Consider the following 23,073-nt stretch of genomic DNA (forward strand, 5'->3'; position numbering starts at 1 on the left):
AAATTGCCGGGTGGCGCTGACGCTTACCCGGCCTACATACTCGTAGGTCGGGTAAGGCGCAGCCGCCACCCGACATCAAAAAGAGCGCACAAAGCGCCATAACGTTTCTCAGAAGTCATCAATACTTATCTCTTAAGCATGTGAGCAATCCCATCTTTGTTATCAAGGAGTAAGTAATGACAATGCATCGCCGCGAGAAAGACTCCATGGGCGCCATCGACGTCCCGGCCGACAAGCTATGGGGCGCACAAACCCAGCGTTCGCTGGAGCATTTCCGCATTTCGACAGAGAAAATGCCCGTCTCGCTAATCCAGGCGCTGGCGTTGACCAAACGCGCTGCCGCCAAAGTCAATCAGGATCTGGGCCTGCTGGATGCCGATAAAGCCACCGCCATCATCAATGCCGCCGACGAAGTGCTGGCGGGCAAACATCCCGACGAATTCCCCCTTGCCATCTGGCAGACCGGCTCAGGCACCCAGAGCAACATGAACATGAACGAGGTGCTGGCGAACCGCGCAAGCGAGCTGCTTGGCGGCCTACGCGGCATGGAGCGCAAGATCCACCCGAACGATGACGTGAACAAAAGCCAGAGTTCCAACGACGTGTTCCCGACGGCCATGCACGTGGCAGCCGTCATCGCAATCCGCGAGCAGCTTATCCCGCAGCTCAACGTGCTTAAATCTACGCTTAACGAGAAAGCGCAGGCCTTCCGCGACATCGTTAAAATTGGTCGTACGCACCTTCAGGACGCCACGCCGCTGACGCTCGGCCAGGAGATCTCCGGCTGGGTGGCGATGCTGGAGCACAACCTTAAGCATATCGACAACAGCTTGCCGCATCTGGCGGAGCTGGCGCTCGGCGGAACGGCGGTGGGCACTGGGTTAAACACCCATCCCGAGTACGCGGTGCGCGTGGCCGAAGAGCTGGCGAAGATTACCGGGCAGCCGTTTGTTACCGCTCCGAATAAATTCGAAGCGCTGGCGACCTGTGATGCCCTGGTGCATACCCATGGCGCGCTGAAAGGGCTGGCGGCCTCGCTGATGAAAATTGCCAACGACGTGCGCTGGCTGGCCTCCGGCCCGCGCTGCGGCATCGGCGAAATCAGCATTCCGGAAAACGAGCCGGGCAGCTCCATTATGCCGGGTAAAGTGAACCCGACCCAGTGCGAAGCCATGACCATGCTGTGCTGTCAGGTGATGGGTAATGACGTGGCGGTTAACATGGGCGGCGCGTCGGGTAACTTCGAGCTTAACGTCTATCGTCCGATGGTGATCCACAACGTACTGCAATCGATTCGTCTGCTGGCCGATGGCATGGAGAGCTTTAACGAGCACTGCGCGGTGGGCATTGAGCCTAATCGCGAGCGAATCAGCCAGCTGCTGAATGAGTCTCTGATGCTGGTAACGGCGCTGAACACCCATATTGGTTATGACAAAGCGGCCGAAATCGCTAAAAAAGCGCACAAAGAGGGGCTTACCCTGAAAGCCTCTGCGCTGGCGCTGGGCTACCTGACGGACGCCGAGTTTGATGCCTGGGTCCGACCGGAAGCGATGGTGGGCAGCCTCAGATAATCACTGCGCCACATACAGGTGCAGCCGCGGAATAATCAGCTGTAGCGGCTGCGCCTGGGGTTTATATCGATGCTGAACGTTTTCAGCATCGTAGTTCAGCAGTTCCCCGATATCCGGCACCACCGCACCCTGATCGGCATCATAGAGCGCAATCAGCGGCGTCGGGCAGGCGTATTGCACCTGCTTTTGTTGACCGGCATACCAGACACGGGCGATAGGCTGCACCTTCACCGGACGCTTTATTTTAAGACGGGTATCAGCTGGCAGGGAGGCAATGCTGTGGTACTCCTGCTCCAGCCGTTCAATCCACTGTTCCCGCGACCACGGGGCGACCGTTCGCGGCGATTTCAGGCTTTTTTCCAGCTGCGCCAGGATCTCGTCCCGCGCGAAATTTTTAATGATGTGCTTGTTGGCCCAGCCGAAGCGCAGCGTGGCGGGATGGCGCAGTACCGTCAGCGTGCGGTAGGCATTCAGGGTGATCAGCCCCGGAAGCTGGCGATGCACCCATTCAAAACGGGCAGCCGGTGCCAGCCCGGACTCAACGGTTACAATCTTCTCAAAGGCGGCTTTTAGCGTATTGATATGCGTAATCTGCGCCTCAATTCCTTCACGCGTTGCGGCATCCGTTTGCAAGCAGATGACGCCGGGCAGGCGAACGGCGGCCTTACTGCTGCGATTTTCGGACTGCTGCTGGATGAAAAGGCGACGATAGTGCTGCAACGTCATTTCCAGCGCCGCCTTGCCAACATGCTGCGTCACCTCAATGGTGTTCAGCGGGTCGTGTTCTGCGCCTTTTGCCACCTCGGGCAGGGAAAAGACGCGGGCGGCCAGCAGGCGGCAGTCCTGAAGTTGCCCCGTGAGGGTCAGTAACGCCTGCTCTATTTCCCGAAATGTGGTGTTAAGCCTTTCGATGAGATCGTAAGTTGTCATGGCAGCCCTTAATTAGTTACAACATACTATTGATATAGCACAACACGCCGGGTCAGGCCAGCGTGCGGTTTAGGTCAGGCAGGTACGGGAAGGGGAATGTTGTGATAGATCGGCCAGCTAAAGACGAACCGGGCCCCACCCAGCTCGCTCGCTTCGCAGCGAACCGAACCGCCCATCGCCTGGGCAATAGAACGGACAATAGCCAGCCCCAGACCACAGCCGCCGGTAGCCCGGTCGCGGCTGGGATCGAGGCGCACAAACGGCTCAAAAACTTTTTCACGCTCCGCCGGCTCAATGCCGGGGCCATCGTCTTCCACACACAGAATCGCCTGGCTTCCCTGCAAATCTAAACCTATGCGCAGCGTCGTTTCGCTGTAGCGCATGGCGTTGTTCATCAGATTATCCAGCACGCGTTCCATCAGGCGCATGTCCAGTGCGCCGTACGCGCCGGGGGTAATGGCTGTCAGCAGTTTTCGCTGAGGGTTAACGCTCTGCACATCGTTAATATGCGTCTGTAGCCAGACGGGGAGATCCGGTGTACTGAGGTGCAACTCCGTCTGAGGCCGATCGAGGCGGGCATAGGTCAGCAGCTCTTCAATCAGCGCTTCAAGCTGGCCAATATCCCGATTGAGCGCCTGCGATTCCGCCCCGGTGAGGTTCTCGCTCATCTCCAGGCGATAACGCAGGCGTACCAGCGGAGTGCGCAGTTCATGCGCAATGCCATCGATCAGCTGCTTCTTGCTGGCAATCAGGGCGTTGATGTTATCGGCCATCTGGTTAAAGGCAATACCGAGCCGGTCAAAACTGGAACCACTGTCGAAATGTATGCGTTCAGTTAAATGACCCTCCCCAAAACGCTGTGCGGCGGATTCCAGTTTCAGCATGTCCTGCCAGTGCGGTCGCATCCAGATGAATACAGGGAAAGCGAGCGAGATGGCAATAAAGCCCAGCAGGGCGAGATCCAGCAGGCGCATCTGGTGCAGGTAATAGAGATAGGGCACCGGCCCGACGGCCAGGACATAATGGCTGCGCGGAATACGCTGAATGAAGGTATATTTCTCGTCCAGCGCGACGATGTCTCCATCGCGCAGACGCTGCATCGCAGGCGGCGCTAAGTCAAAATCCTTCATGGGTTCGATACGCAGATCAAACGACAGATTCAGATCCAGCTCTTTTAACGTGCGCGCCCAGTCATGAGGTGGTATTTCTCGCAACTCGCTACGCATCAGGTAGAGCGAGCTTTTCATCAGATCGTCGAGGGATTGTCTGCCCGCGCGCTCTGCGGTGAATTTGTAGACCAGCCCGACCAGCATGGTCATCACCAGAAAGCAGACAAACAGCAGAAGGTAAAACTGCACAAACAGCTTTTTCATTAATCTCACCGAAACAGGGGCTTCACTACACGTCTTTTACCAGCAGGGTCGCCATGGGCGCAAGTCAGGCATGATGAGTTGAAAAGGGTAATTGTCGAGAGGTATTTCAGCGCGGCATCGCTTTATTCCATCAATGCCCGGAAAATCCGTTTACGTTTCAGTTAAACGAGTTTATTTACGATTGCGTATTATTGATCCGTAATAACAATGACAAAGGCCACCTGCGGGTGGCTTTATTTAATGGCGTTAACCAGCGAGAGGGATCCGGCACAAACGGTGCGACAGAAATAATTAGCGTTGTAACCTGAGCATTATCGATCTTCGTTAATGTCTGGATTTAGCTGTGCTGACAATCAGTGGATTCGTGGTAAACCCATGCGGGCATTTCCGCGCGTTGCAATGCACCGCGTATGTGCATATCTCTTCTTGCTGGTTTCGGTTGTATGGGCATGCCATCTTGTTTTTAATTTCACTCCACAACATCTCGTTATAAGGTGATATGTTATATATCGATATAGGCTTGAACACACCATTAATGAAGACGCCATTTTTTGTCGGATATATTCTGTCACCGGGGTACAAATAGACATCGCTTTCATACCAAATAATGAGTTTCAAGAACTTGAGGCCCAAGATGCTTGAATAAACGATTCCCGTGTTAGGACAAATTACCGAGCTAATGACTCTCCATGACATTGCTATACCTCTTTCATTAAATAATTGAGAGAGTATAAGGTTTAGCATGAGAATTAGATATCTGCAAACACGTAAGCTATTGAAAAAGATCGATATTATTTATACGCTCGCCACTATCCCCTTTGTTTTCAAAAGGATAAGATAATGATTAAAGCAATTGTAAAGATTATTTTTAGCCCAATGTGCTTTTAAGTGACGGATTTTTGATCGATGATGGCGCCTGCACTGCTGAATATATATTGTACTACAGCACTGAAATACATTAGGAATACTTTTGTTTAGGCGAAAAATGCCCAGCGAAATAGCATACAAGGAAGGAATGAGAACAAGGGATATTTTATAACTGACGATGCATATAATCGATAACTTTCGACGGGTACTGATAATAATTCCGATGCATCGTGAGTTATTTTTCGAATATTCCTGTTTTGTTTCTTTTTTCAGGTTTCCCAGGCGTGCGGTGCAAACAGATAGCCCTTATTGCGTACGGTTTTAATGCGGTAAGGTTCCGTGGCGTTATCCAGCAGTTTTTTACGCAGACGCGAAATCGCCACATCAACGCTACGATCCATTCCGTCGTAACTTACGCCGCGCAGATTTTTCAGTAATGCATCCCGGTCCATAATTTGACCGGCATGGGTTGCCAGCTCCCACAGCAGGTCAAAATCTGCGGTTGAGAGCGCAATCAGCTCCCCGGAAAGCATAACCTGTCGGTTGACCGGGTCGATAGAAAGCGTGCCGAAGCGCATCGCTTTGTGCGGCGTTAAAGAGGGGGCAGACGCTTCACGCTCCGCGCCGCTGGCACGCTGACGCAGATGGAGGCGCAAACGGGCAAGCAGGACTGCCGGCGGCGTGGTTTTCAGGATGTAGTCATTCGCGCCCATCTCAAGCGACAGAATATGATTCATATCGCTGTCGAGAGAGGTCAGCAGCACGATCGGACCGTCCCACTTCGTGCGCAGATCCCGGCATAGCGTCATACCATCTTTTCCGGGCAGCATGATGTCCAGCAACACCAGGTCCGGATTTTCGCGGGTCACGACGTCTTCAGCGCGATCGCCACGAGGCTCGACAACCACTTCCATATCATGTTTACCCAGATAAGCGGCGATCAGTTGCCCCACCTCGGGTTCATCTTCAACATAAACAATCTTATTCATACAACGTCTGTCATCGCAAAAAACGTCAACATACACCGCGCAATCTTAACCTTCCATTAATCTTTCAAAATTAGCCGGACTTCCGTTATCCTGCACGGGAATGTTATTTGATTGTTAAGGGAAAAGAATGGGGCTGGTGATAAAAGCCACGCTGGGTGCGCTGGTCGTGCTGCTGATTGGGGTGCTGGCTAAAACGAAGAACTACTACATTGCCGGGCTGATCCCGCTGTTTCCCACCTTTGCGTTAATCGCGCACTATATTGTGGCCTCTGAGCGGGGTATTGAGGCGCTGCGCGCCACCATTGTGTTCGGGATGTGGTCGATCATCCCGTATTTTATCTATCTGCTGTCGCTGTGGTACTTCACCGGTTTTCTGCGTCTGCCCCTGGCGCTGGGCGGGGCGGTGGTCTGTTGGAGCCTCAGCGCCTGGGTGCTTATCTTCTTCTGGAGCCGCTTTCACTAGCGCAGCGGGCGGCCACCGTCCACGGCAAACGTTCGGCCCGTGACGTAACAGCTGGTCAGCAGATAATCGATCAGGTCGATCACCTCTTTCTCACCGGGCGCAATTTTCATTAACGACTTGTTGAGCGCCTGCTGACGATACTCGGCATCATCGCCTTCGTTAAATAAAATCATCGCCGGAGCAATCGCGTTGACCTTTACCTCGGGCGCCAGCTTGCGTGCGAAAGAGCGGGTCATATTATCCAGGGCGGCTTTGCTGGCCGCATAGGCGATGTGTTTGTCGCTTCCTCGCTCTACCACGTAATCGGTGAAATGGATAATGTCGCCTGCGGCATGACCGTGTCCGCGCAGCAGATCCTGTAGGGCATGGTTGAGCAGATAAGGCGCATTAACGTGGATCTGCATCATGCAGGCGAGCGTTTCGCTGAGCGAATGTCCTGCTTTTTCGGGAAGCCAGGTACTGGCGTTGTGAATAACCGCCCGCAGCCCGTGGGTGGTCGATTTCACTTTGTCCGCGAAGGCGAGTATACCTTCATCCGTGGAGAAATCCGCCTGAATGCAGACTGCTCCGGCATTTCGTAGACCTTCAATGGAGGGATATTCCGTGCGGTAACTGACGATAACCGGATGGCGAAGGTTGAGAAAGTGATGGGCGAGGGCGAGGCCGATGCGACGGCCTGCGCCAGTGATCAATATTGGGCGTTGCTGCGTGTGTCCCATCGTAATCTCCTTTTCAGTTCAACAATGGGACAGGCGACGCTATCCCATTAACATCCACGTTGCCGGTACGGCAGCGACTAACAGCAAACCTATCAACGCCATTTCGCGGCGCTTAAGGGCATTATCAAGCTGATGCGTACGGCGAGCGTAGATAAACACCAGCAGGCCCGGTGCGTAGAGCACCACGGACAGCAGCAGATGCATCGGTCCGGAAGCATACAACAACCATAGACCGTAAATACAGGCGCCGACACCTACCGCATAGTGTGTCGGGCGGGTCGCAATTTTTAACAGATATGCGCCCACTAAGAAATAGGGTACCAGAATCATCTCGGAGGCGATGGTCAGCAGCGTGTTATAGTCCGATCCTGTGAGCCAGATCAGCACCAGACAGACCTGCACGCTGATGTTGGTGAGCCACAAAGAGGCCGATGGCGCACTGTTTTTGTTCTGACGGGCAAACAGGCGCGGGAACGCTTTATGCGTGGCGGCCAGGAACGGCACTTCCGCTGCCATAATGGTCCAGCTCAGATAGGCGCCGCAAACGGAGACAATCAGACCCGCCGCGATAATCACGTCTCCCCAGGGACCCAACATTTTCACCATCAGCCCGGCCATAGACGGGTTACGCATTTCCGCCAGTTCAGGGCGTGCCACCACGCCGAGCGACAACAGCGTCACCAGCAGATAAACGCCCAGCGCCGCCAGTACGGCCAGCAGCGTGGCGCGTCCCACGTCGCGCTTGTTACGCGCGCGGGCAGAGACTACGACGGCACCTTCAACGCCGATGAACACCCACAGGGTGATCAGCATGGTATTTTTCACCTGTTCCCAGACGGGAACGCCCAGCGCAATGCCGCTGAAATCGAGCGTAAAGACATCGAGACGGAAGGCGAGGAAGGCCAGCACGACGAACAGGCCAAGCGGCACCAGCTTGGCCAGCGTTGCCACGAGGTTAATGCTGGCCGCGGTCTGGACGCCGCGCAAAATCAGCCAGTGAACAATCCACAGCAGTACCGAGGCGCCGACGATGGACTGCCAGGTATTACCGTCGCCAAACAGGCGCAGTTCGGGCGTATCGGTAAAGAAGCTGAGCGCTGAGAAGACGATAACCAGATAGGAGACGTTGGCGATCACCGCGCACAGCCAGTAACCCCAGGCGGAGCAGAAGCCGATCAGCTCGCCGAAACCTTCCCGGGCGTAAGTGAATATTCCGCCGTCCAGATCCGGTCGGATACGGGTCAGCAGCAGCATGGCGAATGCCAGCAGCAAAATCCCAACACCGGTAATGCCCCAGCCAATCAGTAATGCGGCCGGGCTGGCGACGGCCGCCATGTTCTGCGGCAAACTGAATACGCCCGCGCCCAGCATTGAGCTCAATACAAGTGCAGTTAACGCACTCAGGCCAAGTTTCTTTTCCATTGGCTTCCTGTTATGAAAAGTCCAAATCCAGAATAATTATTTCGCTAAGGCGCATAAAAATGGTGGATCACGCTAAGGCGCGGGATTTTACGGAGTGTGAAGGATGCATGCAATGACGTGTGGCAGAAATCAGAAAAAAAGTAACAAAAAAGGCGGCACTGCGCCGCCTTTATGAAACCGTTTTGTTACTTGTACAGATCGGCGCTGATGGTCAGGTTGTTACCACGTTCCTGCCACTGCCGGGTGATGTGGTAATACTTCGCGCCTTTCTTCGCAGCACGCTTCGCCACCTGATAGGAGATTTCCGTCATGTTGCCATAGTTGCCCGTAAACTTGATGCTGTCGAACGGCACCATCTGCGCGGCAGTGGCTTTGTTCAGCTCTTCAATTTTCGTGCCGTCTGGTAACGTAACGGTATAACGACCGCCTTTGGTGGATTGGGTTTCAAAGAAACGGCCCACTTCAGCGCTTGGTGCCGCAGACGTTGCTACGCCCGGAATTTCCACTTTCTTCGCTTCTTCACCGCCTTTCGCTAACGCGGCACGTCCCGCATCTGAATCCGCTGGAATGGCATCCGGGCTTTGTACTACGCGTTTTTTCGCATCTTGCTTATAGATGAAGGCGGTGATGCGCTGGTTTCCGCCCTGGTTGGCATCAACCTGACGCACGATATAGAACGCGTAAGCGCCTTTTTCTCTCGCGGCTTTGGTGATGGCATCGTTAACTTCAGGCTGGCTGCGGTAGAAGCCCTGAACGGTCACGGTGTCATACGGTTCCAGCTGAACAGCCTGATCTTTCGGCAGTTCCACAATGCCGTTAATCACGCGGTTTTTCTGTTCATCTGCTTTTGGGGCATTCTCTTTGTACAGCGCAATCGTCACGCGCTGGTTGCCGCTGTTGCCCTGATCGGACTGGTCAACAACGTAAAACGAGGCAGCGCCGTTTTTATCGGCGGCTTTTGATGCGGCGGCGACGGCATCGCCAATAGAGTTATAGCGACCCACAATGACCGTATGGTCAAAAGGTTTTAACGCTGCCGCTTGCTCCGGCGTCAACTCTGTCGCGGCATTCGCAGACAGGGCGGTCGCGGAAAGAAGTGCGGACGCCAGGAGTGTGTTCTTAAGCTTCATAAAAATAATCCTTCGCCTTGCGCAAACCATGTACTGGTGTTGTTGTTAATTTGAGACGGTCCCGATTATGGCATTTAACACCCGTCGCTGTCTGCGGCATTTTTCACAGCCTGTGCTCACCAAAGGACCTGATTCGATAACATTTTGTGATATGTGGAAAAAACAGGCATTTCACAAGCAAAACTGATTAAGCATATGACTTTTACAAGTTAATTTAATGTTAATGAGTTGTTCTTTTATGGCGCTATATCATGTTTTTACCGCTTCGCTTGCGCGATTTATCGGTCCTGAAGGCGAATTTAAGGTAAATATCTCTGTCAGTGACCCCGATCGCTTATTTTTCACAGATAAAGTAAGAAATAGTGTTTTCTGGCGGTAGATCACGGGCGCTATTTTCAGTAGGTTATAGAAAGTTTGTTACTGTTTTATTTTCCGGGGTTAATCATTCTCCGTCGATATCTCGATGGTGAAAATTGATACAAACCGTGGGCAATTATCGACAAACCATCATCAAAAACCGATGGAAGGGAAAACTATGCGTATTGGGGTACCAAAAGAACGGTTAGCCAATGAAACCCGCGTAGCGGCAACACCAAAAACGGTGGAGCAACTGCTTAAACTGGGTTTTACCGTCGCGATTGAAAGCGGCGCGGGCACACTGGCGAGTTTCGATGACGAGGCCTTTACTCAGGCTGGCGCGGACGTCGTGGACGGTGCTGAGGTCTGGCAATCACCCATCATTCTGAAGGTAAACGCACCGGAAGAGAGTGAAATTGAACTGCTGAACGCGGGCACTACGCTGGTGAGCTTTGTCTGGCCAGCCCAAAACCCGGAGTTGATGGAGAAGCTGGCGGCACGCGGTGTCACCGTGATGGCGATGGACTCCGTGCCGCGTATTTCGCGCGCGCAGTCTCTGGATGCGCTGAGCTCCATGGCGAACATTGCCGGCTATCGCGCCATTGTCGAAGCTGCGCATGAGTTTGGTCGCTTCTTTACCGGTCAGATTACGGCGGCAGGTAAAGTTCCACCCGCGAAGGTGATGGTGATTGGTGCCGGTGTGGCAGGTCTTGCTGCTATCGGGGCCGCAAACAGCCTGGGCGCTATTGTTCGCGCGTTTGATACCCGGCCGGAAGTGAAGGAGCAGGTGCAGAGTATGGGCGCCGAATTCCTTGAGCTGGACTTCAAGGAAGAAGCGGGCAGCGGTGATGGTTACGCGAAGGTCATGTCTGAAGCCTTTATCAAGGCGGAAATGGCGCTCTTTGCGGCGCAGGCAAAAGAGGTAGACATCATTGTCACCACCGCGCTTATTCCGGGTAAACCGGCGCCGAAGCTGATCACCCGTGAGATGGTGGATTCCATGCAGCCGGGCAGCGTTATAGTCGATCTGGCGGCGCAAAACGGCGGTAACTGTGAGTATACCGTGCCAAATCAGGTCACGACGACCGCGAACGGCGTGAAGGTGATCGGTTATACCGACCTGCCAGGGCGTCTGCCAACCCAGTCCTCTCAGCTGTACGGTACGAACCTCGTTAACCTGCTGAAGCTGCTCTGCAAAGAGAAAGACGGCAACATTACCGTTGATTTTGATGATGTGGTGGTGCGTGGCGTTACCGTGGTGCGTGAAGGGGAAATCACCTGGCCTGCACCGCCGATTCAGGTTTCCGCTCAACCTCAGGCTGCGCCGAAAGCGGCACCAGAGCCCGCGGAGCCAGCAAAACCTGCGTCGCCGTGGCGCAAATACGCCATCATGGCGCTGGTCATAATCCTGTTTGGCTGGCTGGCGGACGTCGCGCCAAAAGAGTTCCTTGGCCACTTCACCGTCTTCGCGCTCTCCTGCGTGGTGGGTTACTACGTCGTGTGGAACGTTTCCCATGCGCTGCATACCCCGCTGATGTCGGTCACCAATGCCATCTCCGGGATTATCGTGGTCGGGGCATTGCTGCAAATTGGTCATGGCGGCTGGATCAGCTTCCTGAGCTTCATTGCGGTGCTGATCGCCAGTATCAATATTTTCGGTGGTTTCACCGTGACTCAGCGCATGCTGAAAATGTTTCGTAAAGGCTAAGGGGTAGCATATGTCTGGAGGATTAGTTACAGCCGCATACATTGTTGCTGCAATCCTGTTTATTTTCAGTCTGGCGGGGCTTTCCAAACACGAAACGTCTCAGCAGGGAAATAACTTTGGTATCGCCGGTATGGCGATTGCGCTGATTGCCACCATCTTTGGGCCGGACACCGGCAACGTGGCGTGGATCCTGGTGGCGATGATCATCGGCGGCGCGATTGGTATTCGTCTGGCGAAACGCGTTGAAATGACCGAGATGCCGGAGCTGGTTGCTATTCTGCACAGCTTCGTGGGTCTGGCGGCGGTGCTGGTGGGCTTCAACAGCTACCTGTACCACGAACCGGGCCTGGAGCCGATTCTGGTGAACATCCATCTGACCGAAGTGTTCCTCGGCATCTTCATCGGTGCGGTGACCTTCACCGGGTCGATTGTGGCGTTCGGCAAGCTGCGCGGGAAGATCTCTTCCAAACCGCTGATGCTGCCTAACCGCCACAAGCTGAATCTGGCGGCGCTGGTCGTTTCCTTTGTGCTGCTGGTGGTCTTCGTGCGTACCGAAAGCGTAGGCTTGCAGGTGCTGGCGTTACTGGTGATGACCATCATCGCGCTGGCGTTCGGCTGGCATCTGGTGGCGTCTATCGGCGGAGCAGATATGCCGGTAGTCGTTTCCATGCTGAACTCCTACTCCGGTTGGGCGGCGGCGGCGGCAGGCTTTATGCTGAGCAACGACCTGCTGATTGTCACCGGTGCGCTGGTCGGTTCTTCCGGTGCGATCCTGTCTTACATCATGTGTAAGGCGATGAACCGTTCGTTTATCAGCGTCATCGCGGGTGGCTTCGGTTCTGACGGCTCATCAACCGGTTCTGATGAGGAAGTGGGTGAACACCGTGAAATCAGCGCGGAAGACACCGCAGAGATGCTGAAAAACTCGCATTCCGTCATCATCACCCCAGGCTATGGCATGGCGGTGGCGCAGGCGCAGTATCCGGTGGCGGAAATCACCGAGAAACTCCGCGCGCGCGGTATCAAGGTTCGCTTTGGTATTCACCCGGTGGCGGGGCGTCTGCCAGGCCACATGAACGTGCTGCTGGCGGAAGCGAAGGTGCCTTACGACATCGTGCTGGAAATGGACGAGATCAACGATGATTTCGCCGACACCGACACCGTGCTGGTGATTGGCGCCAACGACACCGTTAACCCGGCGGCGCAGGACGACCCGCGTAGTCCGATTGCGGGTATGCCTGTTCTCGAAGTGTGGAAGGCGCAGAACGTTATTGTCTTCAAACGCTCTATGAACACCGGCTATGCTGGCGTGCAGAACCCGCTGTTCTTTAAAGATAACACCCACATGCTGTTTGGCGACGCCAAGGCCAGCGTGGATGCGATCCTGAAAGCGCTGTAATTTCGCTTCATCCTGACAAACCGCCCTCTGGGGCGGTTTTCTTATTTCTGCGGCCAGCTTTTCTCCTCTGTCTATACTTTACCCTTTGTGTAATACGAGGAGGTGTAATGCGATTTTTGTCCCGCTTCGACATCATCGAGCTGATGATGACGCCGTCTTTCTGGATCGGCGTCGCCACGGTGGTCTTTGTGACTCTGCTGGTGTACTGGCTGCTGACGCGCCTGATCGCCTTCGTTAAGAAAGGGATCACCACCTGGGGCGACAAGCACCCCAGCACCAACCGGATGCGCTTTATCCTGACGGATATGCTTAACCGCACCAGCCGCGTCCTGCTTTTTGTCGTGGCGCTGTTGTTCAGCCTGCGTTTCGTCGACTTACCGGATCATCTCTTTGGTACCGTGAGCCACGCCTGGTTCCTGGTCTTCGCTATCCAGGTGGCGCTGTGGATGGATCAGGGGGTGGTGTCGTGGCTTCGTCACGTCATGCTGGCGCCGGGAAGCCATAAAAACCCGGTGACGCTGGTGATCACGGGGCTTATCCTCCGTGCCATTGTCTGGTCAGTGATGCTGCTGTCTATTCTTGCTAACGCGGGCGTCAACATCACTGCTCTGGTTGCCAGCCTTGGGGTAGGGGGTATTGCTATCGCCCTCGCGGTGCAAACGATCCTGAGCGACGTGTTTGCATCGCTCTCCATCGGTTTTGATAAGCCGTTCGAAATCGGCGATTTTGTGGTGTTTAACGATGTCGCCGGGACGGTAGAGCACATTGGTCTGAAAACCACCCGTATCCGCAGCCTGAGCGGGGAGCAGATTGTCTGCGGGAACGCCATCCTGCTGCAACAGACGCTGCATAACTACAAGCGGATGCAAACGCGGCGGATTGTTTTTACCTTCGGGGTCGCCAGCGACACGGCGCCGGAAAAACTGCGTTCAGTGGGTGAGATGGTCAAACAGATCATTACCGACGTCGGGGAAACGAAGTTTGACCGCGCCCATTTCCTGGGCTTCGATCGCGATCGCCTGACCTTCGAGGTGGTTCATATTGTTAATACGGCGGATTACAACAAGTACATGGATATTCAGCAGGAGATCAATATTCGTATCCTGGAGGGGCTGAACCAGCAGGAGATCAAGCTGGCGCTACCGAGCATGGTTCTGCACGCGCCCTGGATGAATGCCGGCGACGAGGCATCTGCGCAACGGTTGAGCGAAGCGCAATAAAAAAAGCCCGCCGTTACCGGCGGGCTTTCATTTTGGGGTCAATCGTCTTCCTCATCGTCCAGCTCAACCGGCGTCTGATATTGATCCGGTTTGATGACCAGAAGGTCGCAGCGCAGATGGTCGATCACCTGCTCGGCGGTATTTCCCAGGAACGCGGCAGAAATACCGGTCCGGCCGATGGTGCCCAGCACCACAATCCCGGCCTGCAAATGCTCCGCCAGATCCGGAATAACCTCTTCCGGTAACCCTTTTTCTACGTGGGTCATGTTCTCATCGATACTGAATTTCTGGCGCAGCGCTTTCATGGCCAGCAGATGCTGACCGCGAATCGCGTCGTTATACACGCTCGGGTCAAATTCAGGCAGCTCGATGGCGATATTGATTGGCGTAACCGGATAGGCGCCCACCAGATGGACTTCAGTATGGTTAACCTGGTCTGCAAGCTGAAGCGTCTCCTTCACCAGTTTCTCGTTCAGCGAATTGTGATAATCCTCTTCGCTGGCCAGATTGACCGCCACGACGGCTTTCCCGCCCTCAGGCCACGGCTGATCTTTCACCATCCATACCGGACAAGGGCATTTGCGCAGCAGGTGCCAGTCTGTTGGAGTGAAAATCACGGATTCCAGTTTGTCATGCTGGTGCGCCATTTTCAGCAGCAGGTCATGCCCACCGGCCACCACTTCCTGAATAATGGCTTCGAAAGGTCGGTTGTGCCAGACCACTTTGATATCAATCGGTACGCCCGCTTCCAGGTAATATTTCGCCTGCTCGCGGATCCACGCGGTACGCTGGCTGATCACTCCCTGACGCATAGCGGTGCGCTCGTCAGGCGACAGAAGGGTGGTCATCTCGTATGAGAAGTCATAAATCGGCAAAAAGGCTTTAATTTTGCCACCAATCCGTTGATGTAAATACACAGCACGTCGTAATGCCGGCTGATCGTCCTGATTAGGATCGATAGCCACCAGCATGTTTTGATACTTTGCCATACAGGTCTCCTTACTACTGTCACCACAGTCTGTAAGTAAAAGAGTAACCTATATATCTTGAATGAAACAGGGGGGAAGTTTTTGCCAGATCAATAATCATGAAAATTTATCGACCTGGCATAAGATATCCGGGAGAGTTATGCCACGTTACGTGAGTGACCCGCCAGAATGGCCAGAGCTTCACCGTTTTCGATGGTGATATACTTACCTTTAACCGCCAGCATTCCGCTCTTCTGGAAGCGACCCAGCAGACGGCTGATGGTTTCCACGGTCAGGCCCAGATAGTTACCAATATCACCGCGCGTCATGGTCAGACGGAATTCACGCGGGGAGAAGCCACGTTCCGCGAAACGGCGGGAGAGGTTATAGATAAAGGCGGCCAGACGCTCTTCGGCATTCTTCTTAGAAAGCAGCAGGATCATATCCTGATCGCCTTTGATCTCACCGCTCATCAGACGCATCATCTGCTGACGCAGGTTCGGCATCTTACCGGACAGATCGTCCAGCGTCTCAAACGGAATTTCGCAGACCATAGAGGTTTCCAGCGCCTGAGCAAAGCTCGGGTGATGGCCACTGCCGATGGCGTCAAAGCCGACTAAATCGCCTGCCAGATGGAAGCCGGTGATCTGCTCGTCGCCCTGTTCGGTAATGGTGTAGCTTTTGATGGTGCCAGAACGGATAGCATAGAGCGACTTCAGTTCGTCTCCCGCCTTAAACAGCGTCTGCCCTTTCTGAATAGGCTTTTTGCGCTCGATGATATTGTCAAGCTGATCGAGTTCGTGCTCATTCAGAGTAAACGGGATACAGAGCTGGCTGATGCTGCAATCCTGGCAATGGATAGCACAACCGCCAGACTGAATGCGTCGTATAATTCGCTTTTCCGGGATCATAGGTTTGCTCAAGCCTTAATTGATATTGGTCAATTTTAACATCTTTTTGGTAAGGACGTAAGTCTGGCAAACCCCCAATAAAGACAAGAGACGGCAGCGTGTTGCCATCTCCTTGAAATTCCACAGAATGATTAAGGATTATGAACCTAACAGGAAGAAAATTAAGCACAAAAAGCCTGGGAATTACAGCAGAAAATACCCTTCGTGACGCAGCAGCCACTCTTTGCGCTGTACGCCCCCGGCATAGCCGGTGAGGGTGCCGTTGCGCCCAATCACGCGATGGCAAGGCACCACAATGCTGACGGGGTTAGAGCCATTTGCCGCACCGACCGCGCGCGCCGCGCCGGCACGACCAAGCTGTTCTGCCAGCTGACCGTAGTGCATCACCTGCCCGCAGGGAATATTACGCAGCGCCTGCCACACCTCGCGCTGGAAAGGGGTGCCCGCCGTGGCGGTTGGCAGGGTATTAATAATGCTGAGATCGCCCTCGAAGTAGGCCGTCAGTTTATCGCTCAGCCCGCCAGGATTACGGGCAGTAACACGCTCGTATCCCTCGGCGCGATAATGGATGTTGAGCAGCTCAACCATCCGGTCGCTGTGCTCTTCCCATTCAACCGCGCGCAGATTGAACGCTTCATCCGCGATAACCCACAGCGGCCCCAGCGGCGTCGCAATCTTATCTTCGAGTAATCTCAGCATCAGTACTCCTTAGTTCAGCCTCGGGTAAACACCCGGTCCAATCGGCAGGCCGACAAGATACCACGCCACCAGCATCACCAGCCATACCCCTAAGAAGATAAGCGGATAGGGCAGAACCAGCGAATAGTAGGTACCCAGCTTAGCCTCCGGTCTGTAGCGTTGCAGGAAGCCTAAAAACAGCGGAACGAAGGGTGACACGGGCGCCAGCGGGATCACCGAGGAATCGGCGACACGGAACAGGATCTGGGCGAACGCCGGATGGAAGCCGAGCATCATAAACATGGGGACAAAGATGGGCGCCAGAATCGACCAGATGGCCGACCCGCTGGCAATAAACATGCACAGCAGGGACGACAGCAGCGCCAGGCCGACAAACGCCGGAACACCGCTCAACCCCGCCGCCTCCAGCGCGTCCGTCAGGCTCACGGCCATAAACTTGCCCATGTTGCTCCAGTTAAACATGGCGACAAACTGCGCCAGCGGGAACACCATCACGATAAAACCCGCCATCTCCTTCATCGGCTCGATCATCAGGTGCGGCAGATCTCCCTGACGGCGGATTTTGCCGGTGGCGATGCCGTACGCGAGCGAAACGACGAAGAAGAAGAGAATTATCAGCGGCACAATGCCCTGAATAAACGGCGAGGGCAGTACGGTGTGTTTGATCGGATCGCGCAGCACGCCATTCTCCGGTACCACCATCAGCGCCACCACCGCAATGAACGCCAGCGAGACGATCCCGGCTACGCGCAGGCCGAACTGCTGCTCTTTGCTCAGCGTCTCCAGCTTTTCATCGCTCCGGCCTTCCCATTTACCCAGGCGCGGCTCAATGATTTTATCGGTAATCAGACCCCCGACAATCGTCAGGACAATCACTGAACTGGCCATAAAGTACCAGTTGTCGATCACGCTGACGTGCATGGTCACATCGATGGTGCTGGCTGCCTCTGTGCTGATGCCGGAGAGCAGCACATCGGTGGTCACGATAAGCAGGTAAGCGGTAAACCCACAGCCGACGCCCGCAATCGCCGACAGCAGGCCCGCAACAGGATGACGACCAACGGCGAGGAAAATCAGCGCCCCCATCGGCGGCATGATCACCAGTGCCGCGTCGGACGAGATATGGCTGAAGAAGGCAATAAACAGCACCATATAGCTGGCATAACGCGCGCTGACGTGCGAGGCCATTTTGACCATCAGCGCGGGCAGGAGACCCACGCGCTCGGCCAGTCCCGCGCCTAACACCAGCGCCAGGATGGCGCCCAGCGGCGCAAAACCGCTGAAGTTTTTAATCACGTTCGGCAAAAACCAGTGCAACCCTTCAACGCTGAGCAGGTTTTTCACTGCCACCATGCTGCCGTCGGCCGGGCTGCGCACGCTCACCTCAAAGGCGGACAGCACGGCCGTCGCGACCATCAGGATGACAATTAAATAGATAAAAAGCAGGAAAGGGTGCGGCACTTTATTGCCGATCCTTTCAACCCAGCCATAGAGCTTACCGGATGGGGAATGCGAAGGTATGGAAGACATACTCATGGGCGTTCCTCGGGACTGTTGTTGTGTTGTTGTGTTGTGTTTTTTTATTTTAAAGGTGACGGTGTCACGCCCTGCGGGATCGGACACTCGTACGGTTTTTCTGTTATGTGTTGTTCGAACTCTTCCCGGCATTTTCGCAACAGGTCGGCATCCTGAAGCAGATGCAGCGCGGTCGCGCCCATCACTTTTCCGGCCAGCAACATGCCTTTATGGGCAATAGAGGTACGCCCCTGCGCCACTAATTGCCAGGTATGCAGCGGGGTGCCCACGGTAAAACAGGGGCTAAAGCACTGTGCGACAGGCATCTTCCAGCTGACATCCCCCACATCGGTGGAGCCTGCCAGCACGTTATCGGTGATGGCATAAGGGGCAACTTCATCCACCAGCAACGTCTCCTGATGGCGTCGGGCAAACGCTTTTCCCTCTTCGGCCCCCGTTGCGGCAATGTTTTTCAGGCTGTTTTGCAGATCGTTTGCCGTGAGCGTAGCGCGGATTTTACGGGCAAATTCGCGTTCCTCTTCCGTCCAGGCCGGCGTGCCGTAATGCTGCAATGCGCGGTACATCGCCGCTTCGAGCGTTCGGTTCGGCAGATAGCTGGAGCAGGCTTTATCAAAGCGGCACTCGACGGTGGTTTCGGTCATCATCGCCGCGCCCTGGGCGATTTTCTCGATGCGCGCGTAGATCTGCTGCGCATCGGCCATCTCCGGGGCGCGGATCAGGTACAGCACCTCGGCCTGGGCCTGCACCACGTTAGGCGAAATTCCGCCGGTATCGGTGATGGCGTAATGAACGCGCGCTTTTTCAATGATGTGTTCGTTGAGGAAGTTTGTGCCGGTGGTCATCAACGTCACGGCATCCAGCGCGCTGCGTCCCAGATGTGGGGAGTTAGCGGCATGGGCGGCGATCCCCTTAAACCGCCAGGCGGCCTGAATATTGGCCAGCGTGCTGACGTTAAACATCCCGGCAAAGGCTTCCGGGTGCCATGTCACGGCAGCGTCCACGTCGTCAAATAATCCTTCACGCACCATAAAGGTTTTACCGGAGCCGCCTTCCTCGCCGGGACAGCCGTAAAAACGCACCGTTCCGCTGCCGCCGTGCTGTTCCAGCCAGCTTTTCACCGCCACCGCCCCGGCAAAGGCAGCCGTGCCTAAGAGGTTATGCCCGCAGCCGTGGCCGTTCGCCCCCGGGGTGGCGGATTGCGCCGTCGCGCAGTGTGCCTGCTGGCTTAGCCCGGCCAGGGCATCGTATTCGCCCAGAAGGGCGATAACGGGCTTGCCGCTGCCGTAGCTGGCAATAAAGGCGTTGGGAATGCCTCCGGCTTCCCGCGTCAGGGTAAAGCCCTCGGCTTCCAGCGCGCTGGCGAGGCGTTCGGCGGACCAGAACTCTTCAAAGCGCGTTTCGGGATGATCCCAGATGTCGTCGGCAATATCGGTAAACGTCTGACATCGCGTGTCGATGGCATCAGCGATAAAAGCGTAGTTCTCCTGCATTACACACCTCGCGTCCACGGGAAATTAAGCGCAGTTCGCGCCAGCGTTTCGATGGCAACGTTCATCACCTGCTCATCAAAATCGAATTTTTCGTTGTGATGTCCGGCGCTCAGCTGGGTGCCGAAAACCATATACGAGGCCATGCCGCCGTTCTGCTGCACGCGGGCCATCATTAGCGTGGCGTCTTCGGAGCCCGCAGGCGCTTTGACCTTATTAATGGCATGAGTCACACCGGGCACCTGGCTTGCCTGCTCGCGCAGATAATCGACCCAGGCCGGGGAAGGGACGCTGGAGGTCGCCGCCCCCATCAGGTTTATCCCGGCTGTTACGCCATAGAGCGCCGCCGCGCCGGTAATTACCGCCTGCGCGCGCTCAAAGACATACTGATTAATGGCCTCGCTTTCGCCGCGGGTTTCAACCTTAAGTAACGCATCAGCCGGAACCACGTTGCGTCCGCTGCCCGCCTGCATGACCCCGACGTTAACCCGGGACGCGCCTTCGCTGTGTGGCGCGATGCCATGCAGCGCGATAGCGGCCTGGGCAGCAGCAAGCAGGGCGTTACGGCCCTCTTCCGGTTTACCGCCAGCGTGTGCGGCGACTCCGGTAAAGCGCACGTCAAATTTGGTGGTCGCCATGAAGTTATCGCTGCCGCAGATCACTGTCCCTTCCGGAACGCCGGTTCCGATATGAATGGCGGTAAAGTAGTCTACGCCGTCCAGCGCGCCTGCGGCGACCATAGCGCGCGCGCCGCGCGTACCCTCTTCGGCAGGCTGGAAGATCAGTTTGATGGTGCCGTTGAGCTGCGCTTCATACTGCTTAAGCACCTGCGCGAGCCCCAGACCAATGGTGGTATGCCCGTCGTGGCCACAGGCGTGCATCATTCCCGGATTGCAGGAGGCAAACCCGTCGCGGAACGGGCGATGGCTGTCGTCGAGCGCTTCGCTTAAATCAAGGGCGTCCATGTCCACGCGAAACGCCAGGGTTGGGCCCGGGCGGCCGGTATTCAGGGTCGCGACAATGCCGGTGAACCCGCCCTCAAACGGCGCCAGCCATTTCTCCGGCGCGCCCTGCGCCCGGGCGCGGGCAAACTCTCGCGAAAGGGTGGCGTCATCGGGCAGTCCCATACGGCTTTCGGCGTCGACCACGTCGCGACCCATCGCCAGCTCGTAACCCAGTGAGGCGAGGATCTCCGCCACTTTTGCCGCAGTGCGAAACTCCACCCAACCGGATTCCGCGAAATGGTGGAAATCGCGACGCCATGCGCTCAGTTGTGGGGCTAATGTCTGGATGTACTGCGCCAGTGCGTTCATATCTTTTCCTGTCATCATTAAAATATGTGAACTGCTTCACGCTGTGATAGTTTTTACTTATCACTAATCGTTTTTTCACAGTTTTAACCGTTCAGGAATTACCCTCGCACATCCGTTTCCATTAAAGTAGATGACAGTTTCTTTACTCTGATAAACAACGGTTATCGGTCTCGTTATGTCATTTCAGATTAAATTTCATCAAATCAGGGCGTTTGTCGAGGTGGCGCGTCAGGGCAGCATTCGCGGCGCCAGCCGGACGCTTAATCTTTCGCAGCCCGCGCTGACCAAATCCATTAAAGAGCTGGAGGAGGGTATGGCGGCCCAGCTATTTGTGCGCCGGAGTAAAGGCGTCGCGCTGACCGAGTGCGGGGAAGGGTTTTATCACCGCGCTAATTTGATTCTGGAAGAGCTGCGTGCAGCGCAGGATGACATCCGCCAGCGACAGGGCGAGCTTGCCGGACAGATCAATATTGGGATGGGAGCCAGCATTTCACGCAGCCTGATGCCAGCCGTCATTACGCGTTTTCATGCGCAGCATCCTCAGGTCAACGTCCGGATTATGGAAGGCCAGCTGGTGTCGATGATTAATGAATTACGTCAGGGTGAGCTGGACTTTACCATCAATACCTATTATCAGGGGCCGTACGATCACGAATTTACGTTTGAAAAGCTGTTCGAAAAGCCTTTTGCCGTATTTTGTCGGGCAGGACATCCGGCGACAGGGGCGACCTCAATTAATGAGCTTCTGCAATATAACTGGACGATGCCTACGCCCCGGGGAAGTTATTATAAGCAGTTACAGGATACTTTTAACCATCGCTCTCAAATACCGCGAATTGGCGTTGTCTGTGAGACCTTTTCCTCCTGTATTAGCCTCGTCGCACAAAGCGATTTCATCAGCATTTTACCGCAGGAGCTGGGCTGCGATCCGCTTCTGGCGCACCGTCTGATAATGCTGCCGGTTGTCGAAACCCTGCCTAAAGCGGCATATTATTTAATTCAGCGTCGTGATTCTCGCCAGACACCGCTTGCCGAATCATTAATCACGCAGTTTCGAAGAGAGGCCAGGAAATTAATTTAATAAAAATAACAACAATAAAAAATAGAGTCTGCCCGACATCAGACAGACTCCACAGAACACACAGTCGTGCATCCTTTCGCGGATCCTACATGCATTATCCATTGGGCAGGTTTATTAAGTTATAACAGCTTTTTCTTAAAAGAGAAGGACGTTGAGTGATTGATTTCACGATTTTTTAACGTATTTATTTAATTAATTACGGCTGAAATTTAAGTTAAGGTTAGATTAAATTTATTGCGTCTGCGATTATCTGTTCCTTAAGCCATTATTTGTACCCGTGCCCGGATGATTGAGACCCGCAACGGGCGCAGGTATAGTACATCACTCAGATGTAGCCGGAGGATTTCCATGAACCCTGACGACAAATCACTTTTTCTTGACGCCATGGAGGATGTCCAGCCGCTCAAACGCTGCGCGGATATTCACTGGCAGCAGAGCCGCAACACGCGGGCGCGTCAGGAAATAGATACTGAGCAGCTCGATAACTTTCTGACGCTGGGGTTTCTGGAACTGTTGCCCCTTGACGAGCCGCTGATGTTCCAGCGTGAAGGGGTACAGCAGGGGGTATTTGATAAGCTGCGTTCCGGCAAATATTCCCGTCAGGCCAGCTTAACGCTGTTACGCCAGCCTGCGGAGCAATGCCGCCAGCTGGTCTATTCCTTTATTCGCCAGGCCGGACGTGACGGGCTACGCAACCTGATCATCGTGCATGGTAAAGGGCGTGAACAGCAGTCGCACCCTAACGTAGTGCGCAGCTATCTTGCGCGCTGGTTGACCGAGTTCGACGAAGTACAGGCCTTTTGCGAAGCGCAGCCGCATCACGGCGGCAGCGGAGCATGCTATGTCTCGTTGCGTAAATCAGAGGATGCGAAGCGAGATAACTGGGAACGCCACGCCAAGCGCAGCCGCTAATCAGGAAGGCGGGCGAGA

At 54.9% G+C, this 23,073-nt stretch carries 20 protein-coding genes; 7 read left to right on the plus strand and 13 right to left on the minus strand.

The features are described from left to right. Positions 1 to 176: 176 nt before the first annotated feature. Entirely contained in the window at positions 177 to 1,571 is a 1,395-nt protein-coding gene (fumC, locus tag RY075_RS10250) for a class II fumarate hydratase (protein WP_045897796.1), read from the plus strand. Here fumC and tus read toward each other — a convergent pair whose 3' ends face one another. The 4 genes from tus to rstA all read right to left on the minus strand — a co-directional run bounded on the left by tus (position 1,572) and on the right by rstA (position 5,730). After that, positions 1,572 to 2,501 carry a DNA replication terminus site-binding protein gene (gene tus / locus RY075_RS10255; RefSeq protein ID WP_023314048.1) on the minus strand — a complete coding sequence of 310 codons (930 nt, stop codon included), beginning with the start codon at positions 2,499 to 2,501 and terminating at the stop codon, positions 1,572 to 1,574. A 74-nt stretch (positions 2,502 to 2,575) separates the two neighbouring features. Further along, positions 2,576 to 3,874 carry a two-component system sensor histidine kinase RstB gene (rstB, locus tag RY075_RS10260; protein WP_003857557.1) on the minus strand — a complete coding sequence of 433 codons (1,299 nt, stop codon included), beginning with the start codon at positions 3,872 to 3,874 and terminating at the stop codon, positions 2,576 to 2,578. A gap of 324 nt (positions 3,875 to 4,198) precedes the next feature. Then, on the minus strand, positions 4,199 to 4,618 hold the full coding sequence (iraM, locus tag RY075_RS10265; RefSeq protein ID WP_058659747.1) for an anti-adapter protein IraM: 420 nt from the start codon (positions 4,616 to 4,618) through the stop codon (positions 4,199 to 4,201). A gap of 392 nt (positions 4,619 to 5,010) precedes the next feature. Beyond that, a complete protein-coding gene (gene rstA / locus RY075_RS10270; RefSeq protein ID WP_003857553.1) occupies positions 5,011 to 5,730 on the minus strand; it encodes a two-component system response regulator RstA in 720 nt (239 codons plus the stop codon). 127 nt (positions 5,731 to 5,857) lie between these two features. On the opposite strand from rstA, the gene RY075_RS10275 reads away from it, so the two are divergent. Further along, positions 5,858 to 6,193, plus strand: coding sequence for a GlpM family protein (locus tag RY075_RS10275; protein ID WP_003857551.1), 336 nt, complete (start codon positions 5,858 to 5,860; stop codon positions 6,191 to 6,193). On the opposite strand, the gene folM is transcribed toward RY075_RS10275, so the two are convergent. The 3 genes from folM to ydgH all read right to left on the minus strand — a co-directional run bounded on the left by folM (position 6,190) and on the right by ydgH (position 9,464). Then, positions 6,190 to 6,912: a dihydromonapterin reductase gene (folM, locus tag RY075_RS10280; RefSeq protein WP_003857550.1), complete on the minus strand. Its 723-nt coding sequence runs from the start codon at positions 6,910 to 6,912 to the stop codon at positions 6,190 to 6,192. The two genes, RY075_RS10275 and folM, sit on opposite strands and share 4 nt — an antisense overlap. Before the next feature lie 39 nt (positions 6,913 to 6,951). Further along, positions 6,952 to 8,334 carry an amino acid permease gene (locus tag RY075_RS10285; RefSeq protein ID WP_109948992.1) on the minus strand — a complete coding sequence of 461 codons (1,383 nt, stop codon included), beginning with the start codon at positions 8,332 to 8,334 and terminating at the stop codon, positions 6,952 to 6,954. Positions 8,335 to 8,519: 185 nt separating this feature from the next. After that, the gene (gene ydgH / locus RY075_RS10290; RefSeq protein ID WP_000769339.1) at positions 8,520 to 9,464 is read right to left on the minus strand and encodes a DUF1471 family protein YdgH; all 945 of its coding nucleotides are present in this window, start codon (positions 9,462 to 9,464) and stop codon (positions 8,520 to 8,522) included. A 535-nt stretch (positions 9,465 to 9,999) separates the two neighbouring features. Here ydgH and pntA point away from each other — a divergent pair. From pntA to RY075_RS10305, 3 genes are all read left to right on the plus strand, one after another. Beyond that, on the plus strand, positions 10,000 to 11,529 hold the full coding sequence (gene pntA, locus RY075_RS10295) for a Re/Si-specific NAD(P)(+) transhydrogenase subunit alpha (protein WP_003857543.1): 1,530 nt from the start codon (positions 10,000 to 10,002) through the stop codon (positions 11,527 to 11,529). 10 nt (positions 11,530 to 11,539) lie between these two features. Continuing rightward, the gene (pntB, locus tag RY075_RS10300) at positions 11,540 to 12,928 is read left to right on the plus strand and encodes a Re/Si-specific NAD(P)(+) transhydrogenase subunit beta (RefSeq protein WP_003857541.1); all 1,389 of its coding nucleotides are present in this window, start codon (positions 11,540 to 11,542) and stop codon (positions 12,926 to 12,928) included. Between the two features lie 107 nt (positions 12,929 to 13,035). Then, positions 13,036 to 14,148 (plus strand): mechanosensitive ion channel family protein, encoded by a 1,113-nt coding sequence (locus RY075_RS10305; protein ID WP_003857538.1) that lies wholly within the window; start codon positions 13,036 to 13,038, stop codon positions 14,146 to 14,148. 38 nt (positions 14,149 to 14,186) lie between these two features. On the opposite strand, the gene uspE is transcribed toward RY075_RS10305, so the two are convergent. From uspE to RY075_RS10335, 6 genes are all read right to left on the minus strand, one after another. After that, positions 14,187 to 15,137: a universal stress protein UspE gene (gene uspE, locus RY075_RS10310; protein ID WP_003857535.1), complete on the minus strand. Its 951-nt coding sequence runs from the start codon at positions 15,135 to 15,137 to the stop codon at positions 14,187 to 14,189. A gap of 137 nt (positions 15,138 to 15,274) precedes the next feature. Continuing rightward, positions 15,275 to 16,027: a fumarate/nitrate reduction transcriptional regulator Fnr gene (gene fnr, locus RY075_RS10315; RefSeq protein WP_000611906.1), complete on the minus strand. Its 753-nt coding sequence runs from the start codon at positions 16,025 to 16,027 to the stop codon at positions 15,275 to 15,277. 183 nt (positions 16,028 to 16,210) lie between these two features. Then, the gene (gene ogt, locus RY075_RS10320; protein ID WP_003857532.1) at positions 16,211 to 16,726 is read right to left on the minus strand and encodes a methylated-DNA--[protein]-cysteine S-methyltransferase; all 516 of its coding nucleotides are present in this window, start codon (positions 16,724 to 16,726) and stop codon (positions 16,211 to 16,213) included. Between the two features lie 9 nt (positions 16,727 to 16,735). Then, the gene (abgT, locus tag RY075_RS10325; protein ID WP_325773788.1) at positions 16,736 to 18,262 is read right to left on the minus strand and encodes a p-aminobenzoyl-glutamate transporter; all 1,527 of its coding nucleotides are present in this window, start codon (positions 18,260 to 18,262) and stop codon (positions 16,736 to 16,738) included. Between the two features lie 44 nt (positions 18,263 to 18,306). Next, a complete protein-coding gene (locus RY075_RS10330) occupies positions 18,307 to 19,752 on the minus strand; it encodes a M20 family metallopeptidase (RefSeq protein WP_003857528.1) in 1,446 nt (481 codons plus the stop codon). Continuing rightward, a complete protein-coding gene (locus tag RY075_RS10335; RefSeq protein WP_032658257.1) occupies positions 19,752 to 21,062 on the minus strand; it encodes a M20 family metallo-hydrolase in 1,311 nt (436 codons plus the stop codon). Before RY075_RS10335 ends, RY075_RS10330 begins: the two co-directional genes overlap by 1 nt. A 175-nt stretch (positions 21,063 to 21,237) precedes the next feature. Here RY075_RS10335 and RY075_RS10340 point away from each other — a divergent pair, with 175 nt between their 5' ends. Further along, positions 21,238 to 22,143, plus strand: a complete 906-nt coding sequence (locus RY075_RS10340) for a LysR family transcriptional regulator (protein ID WP_003857524.1) — start codon at positions 21,238 to 21,240, stop codon at positions 22,141 to 22,143. Between the two features lie 348 nt (positions 22,144 to 22,491). Continuing rightward, positions 22,492 to 23,055: a DNA endonuclease SmrA gene (gene smrA / locus RY075_RS10345; RefSeq protein ID WP_003857522.1), complete on the plus strand. Its 564-nt coding sequence runs from the start codon at positions 22,492 to 22,494 to the stop codon at positions 23,053 to 23,055. Positions 23,056 to 23,073: the final 18 nt, after the last annotated feature.

Origin of the sequence: Enterobacter sp. JJBC (genome assembly GCF_036936505.1) — a bacterium.
In the GTDB taxonomy this organism is placed as follows: Bacteria; Pseudomonadota; Gammaproteobacteria; order Enterobacterales; family Enterobacteriaceae; genus Enterobacter; species Enterobacter hormaechei_C.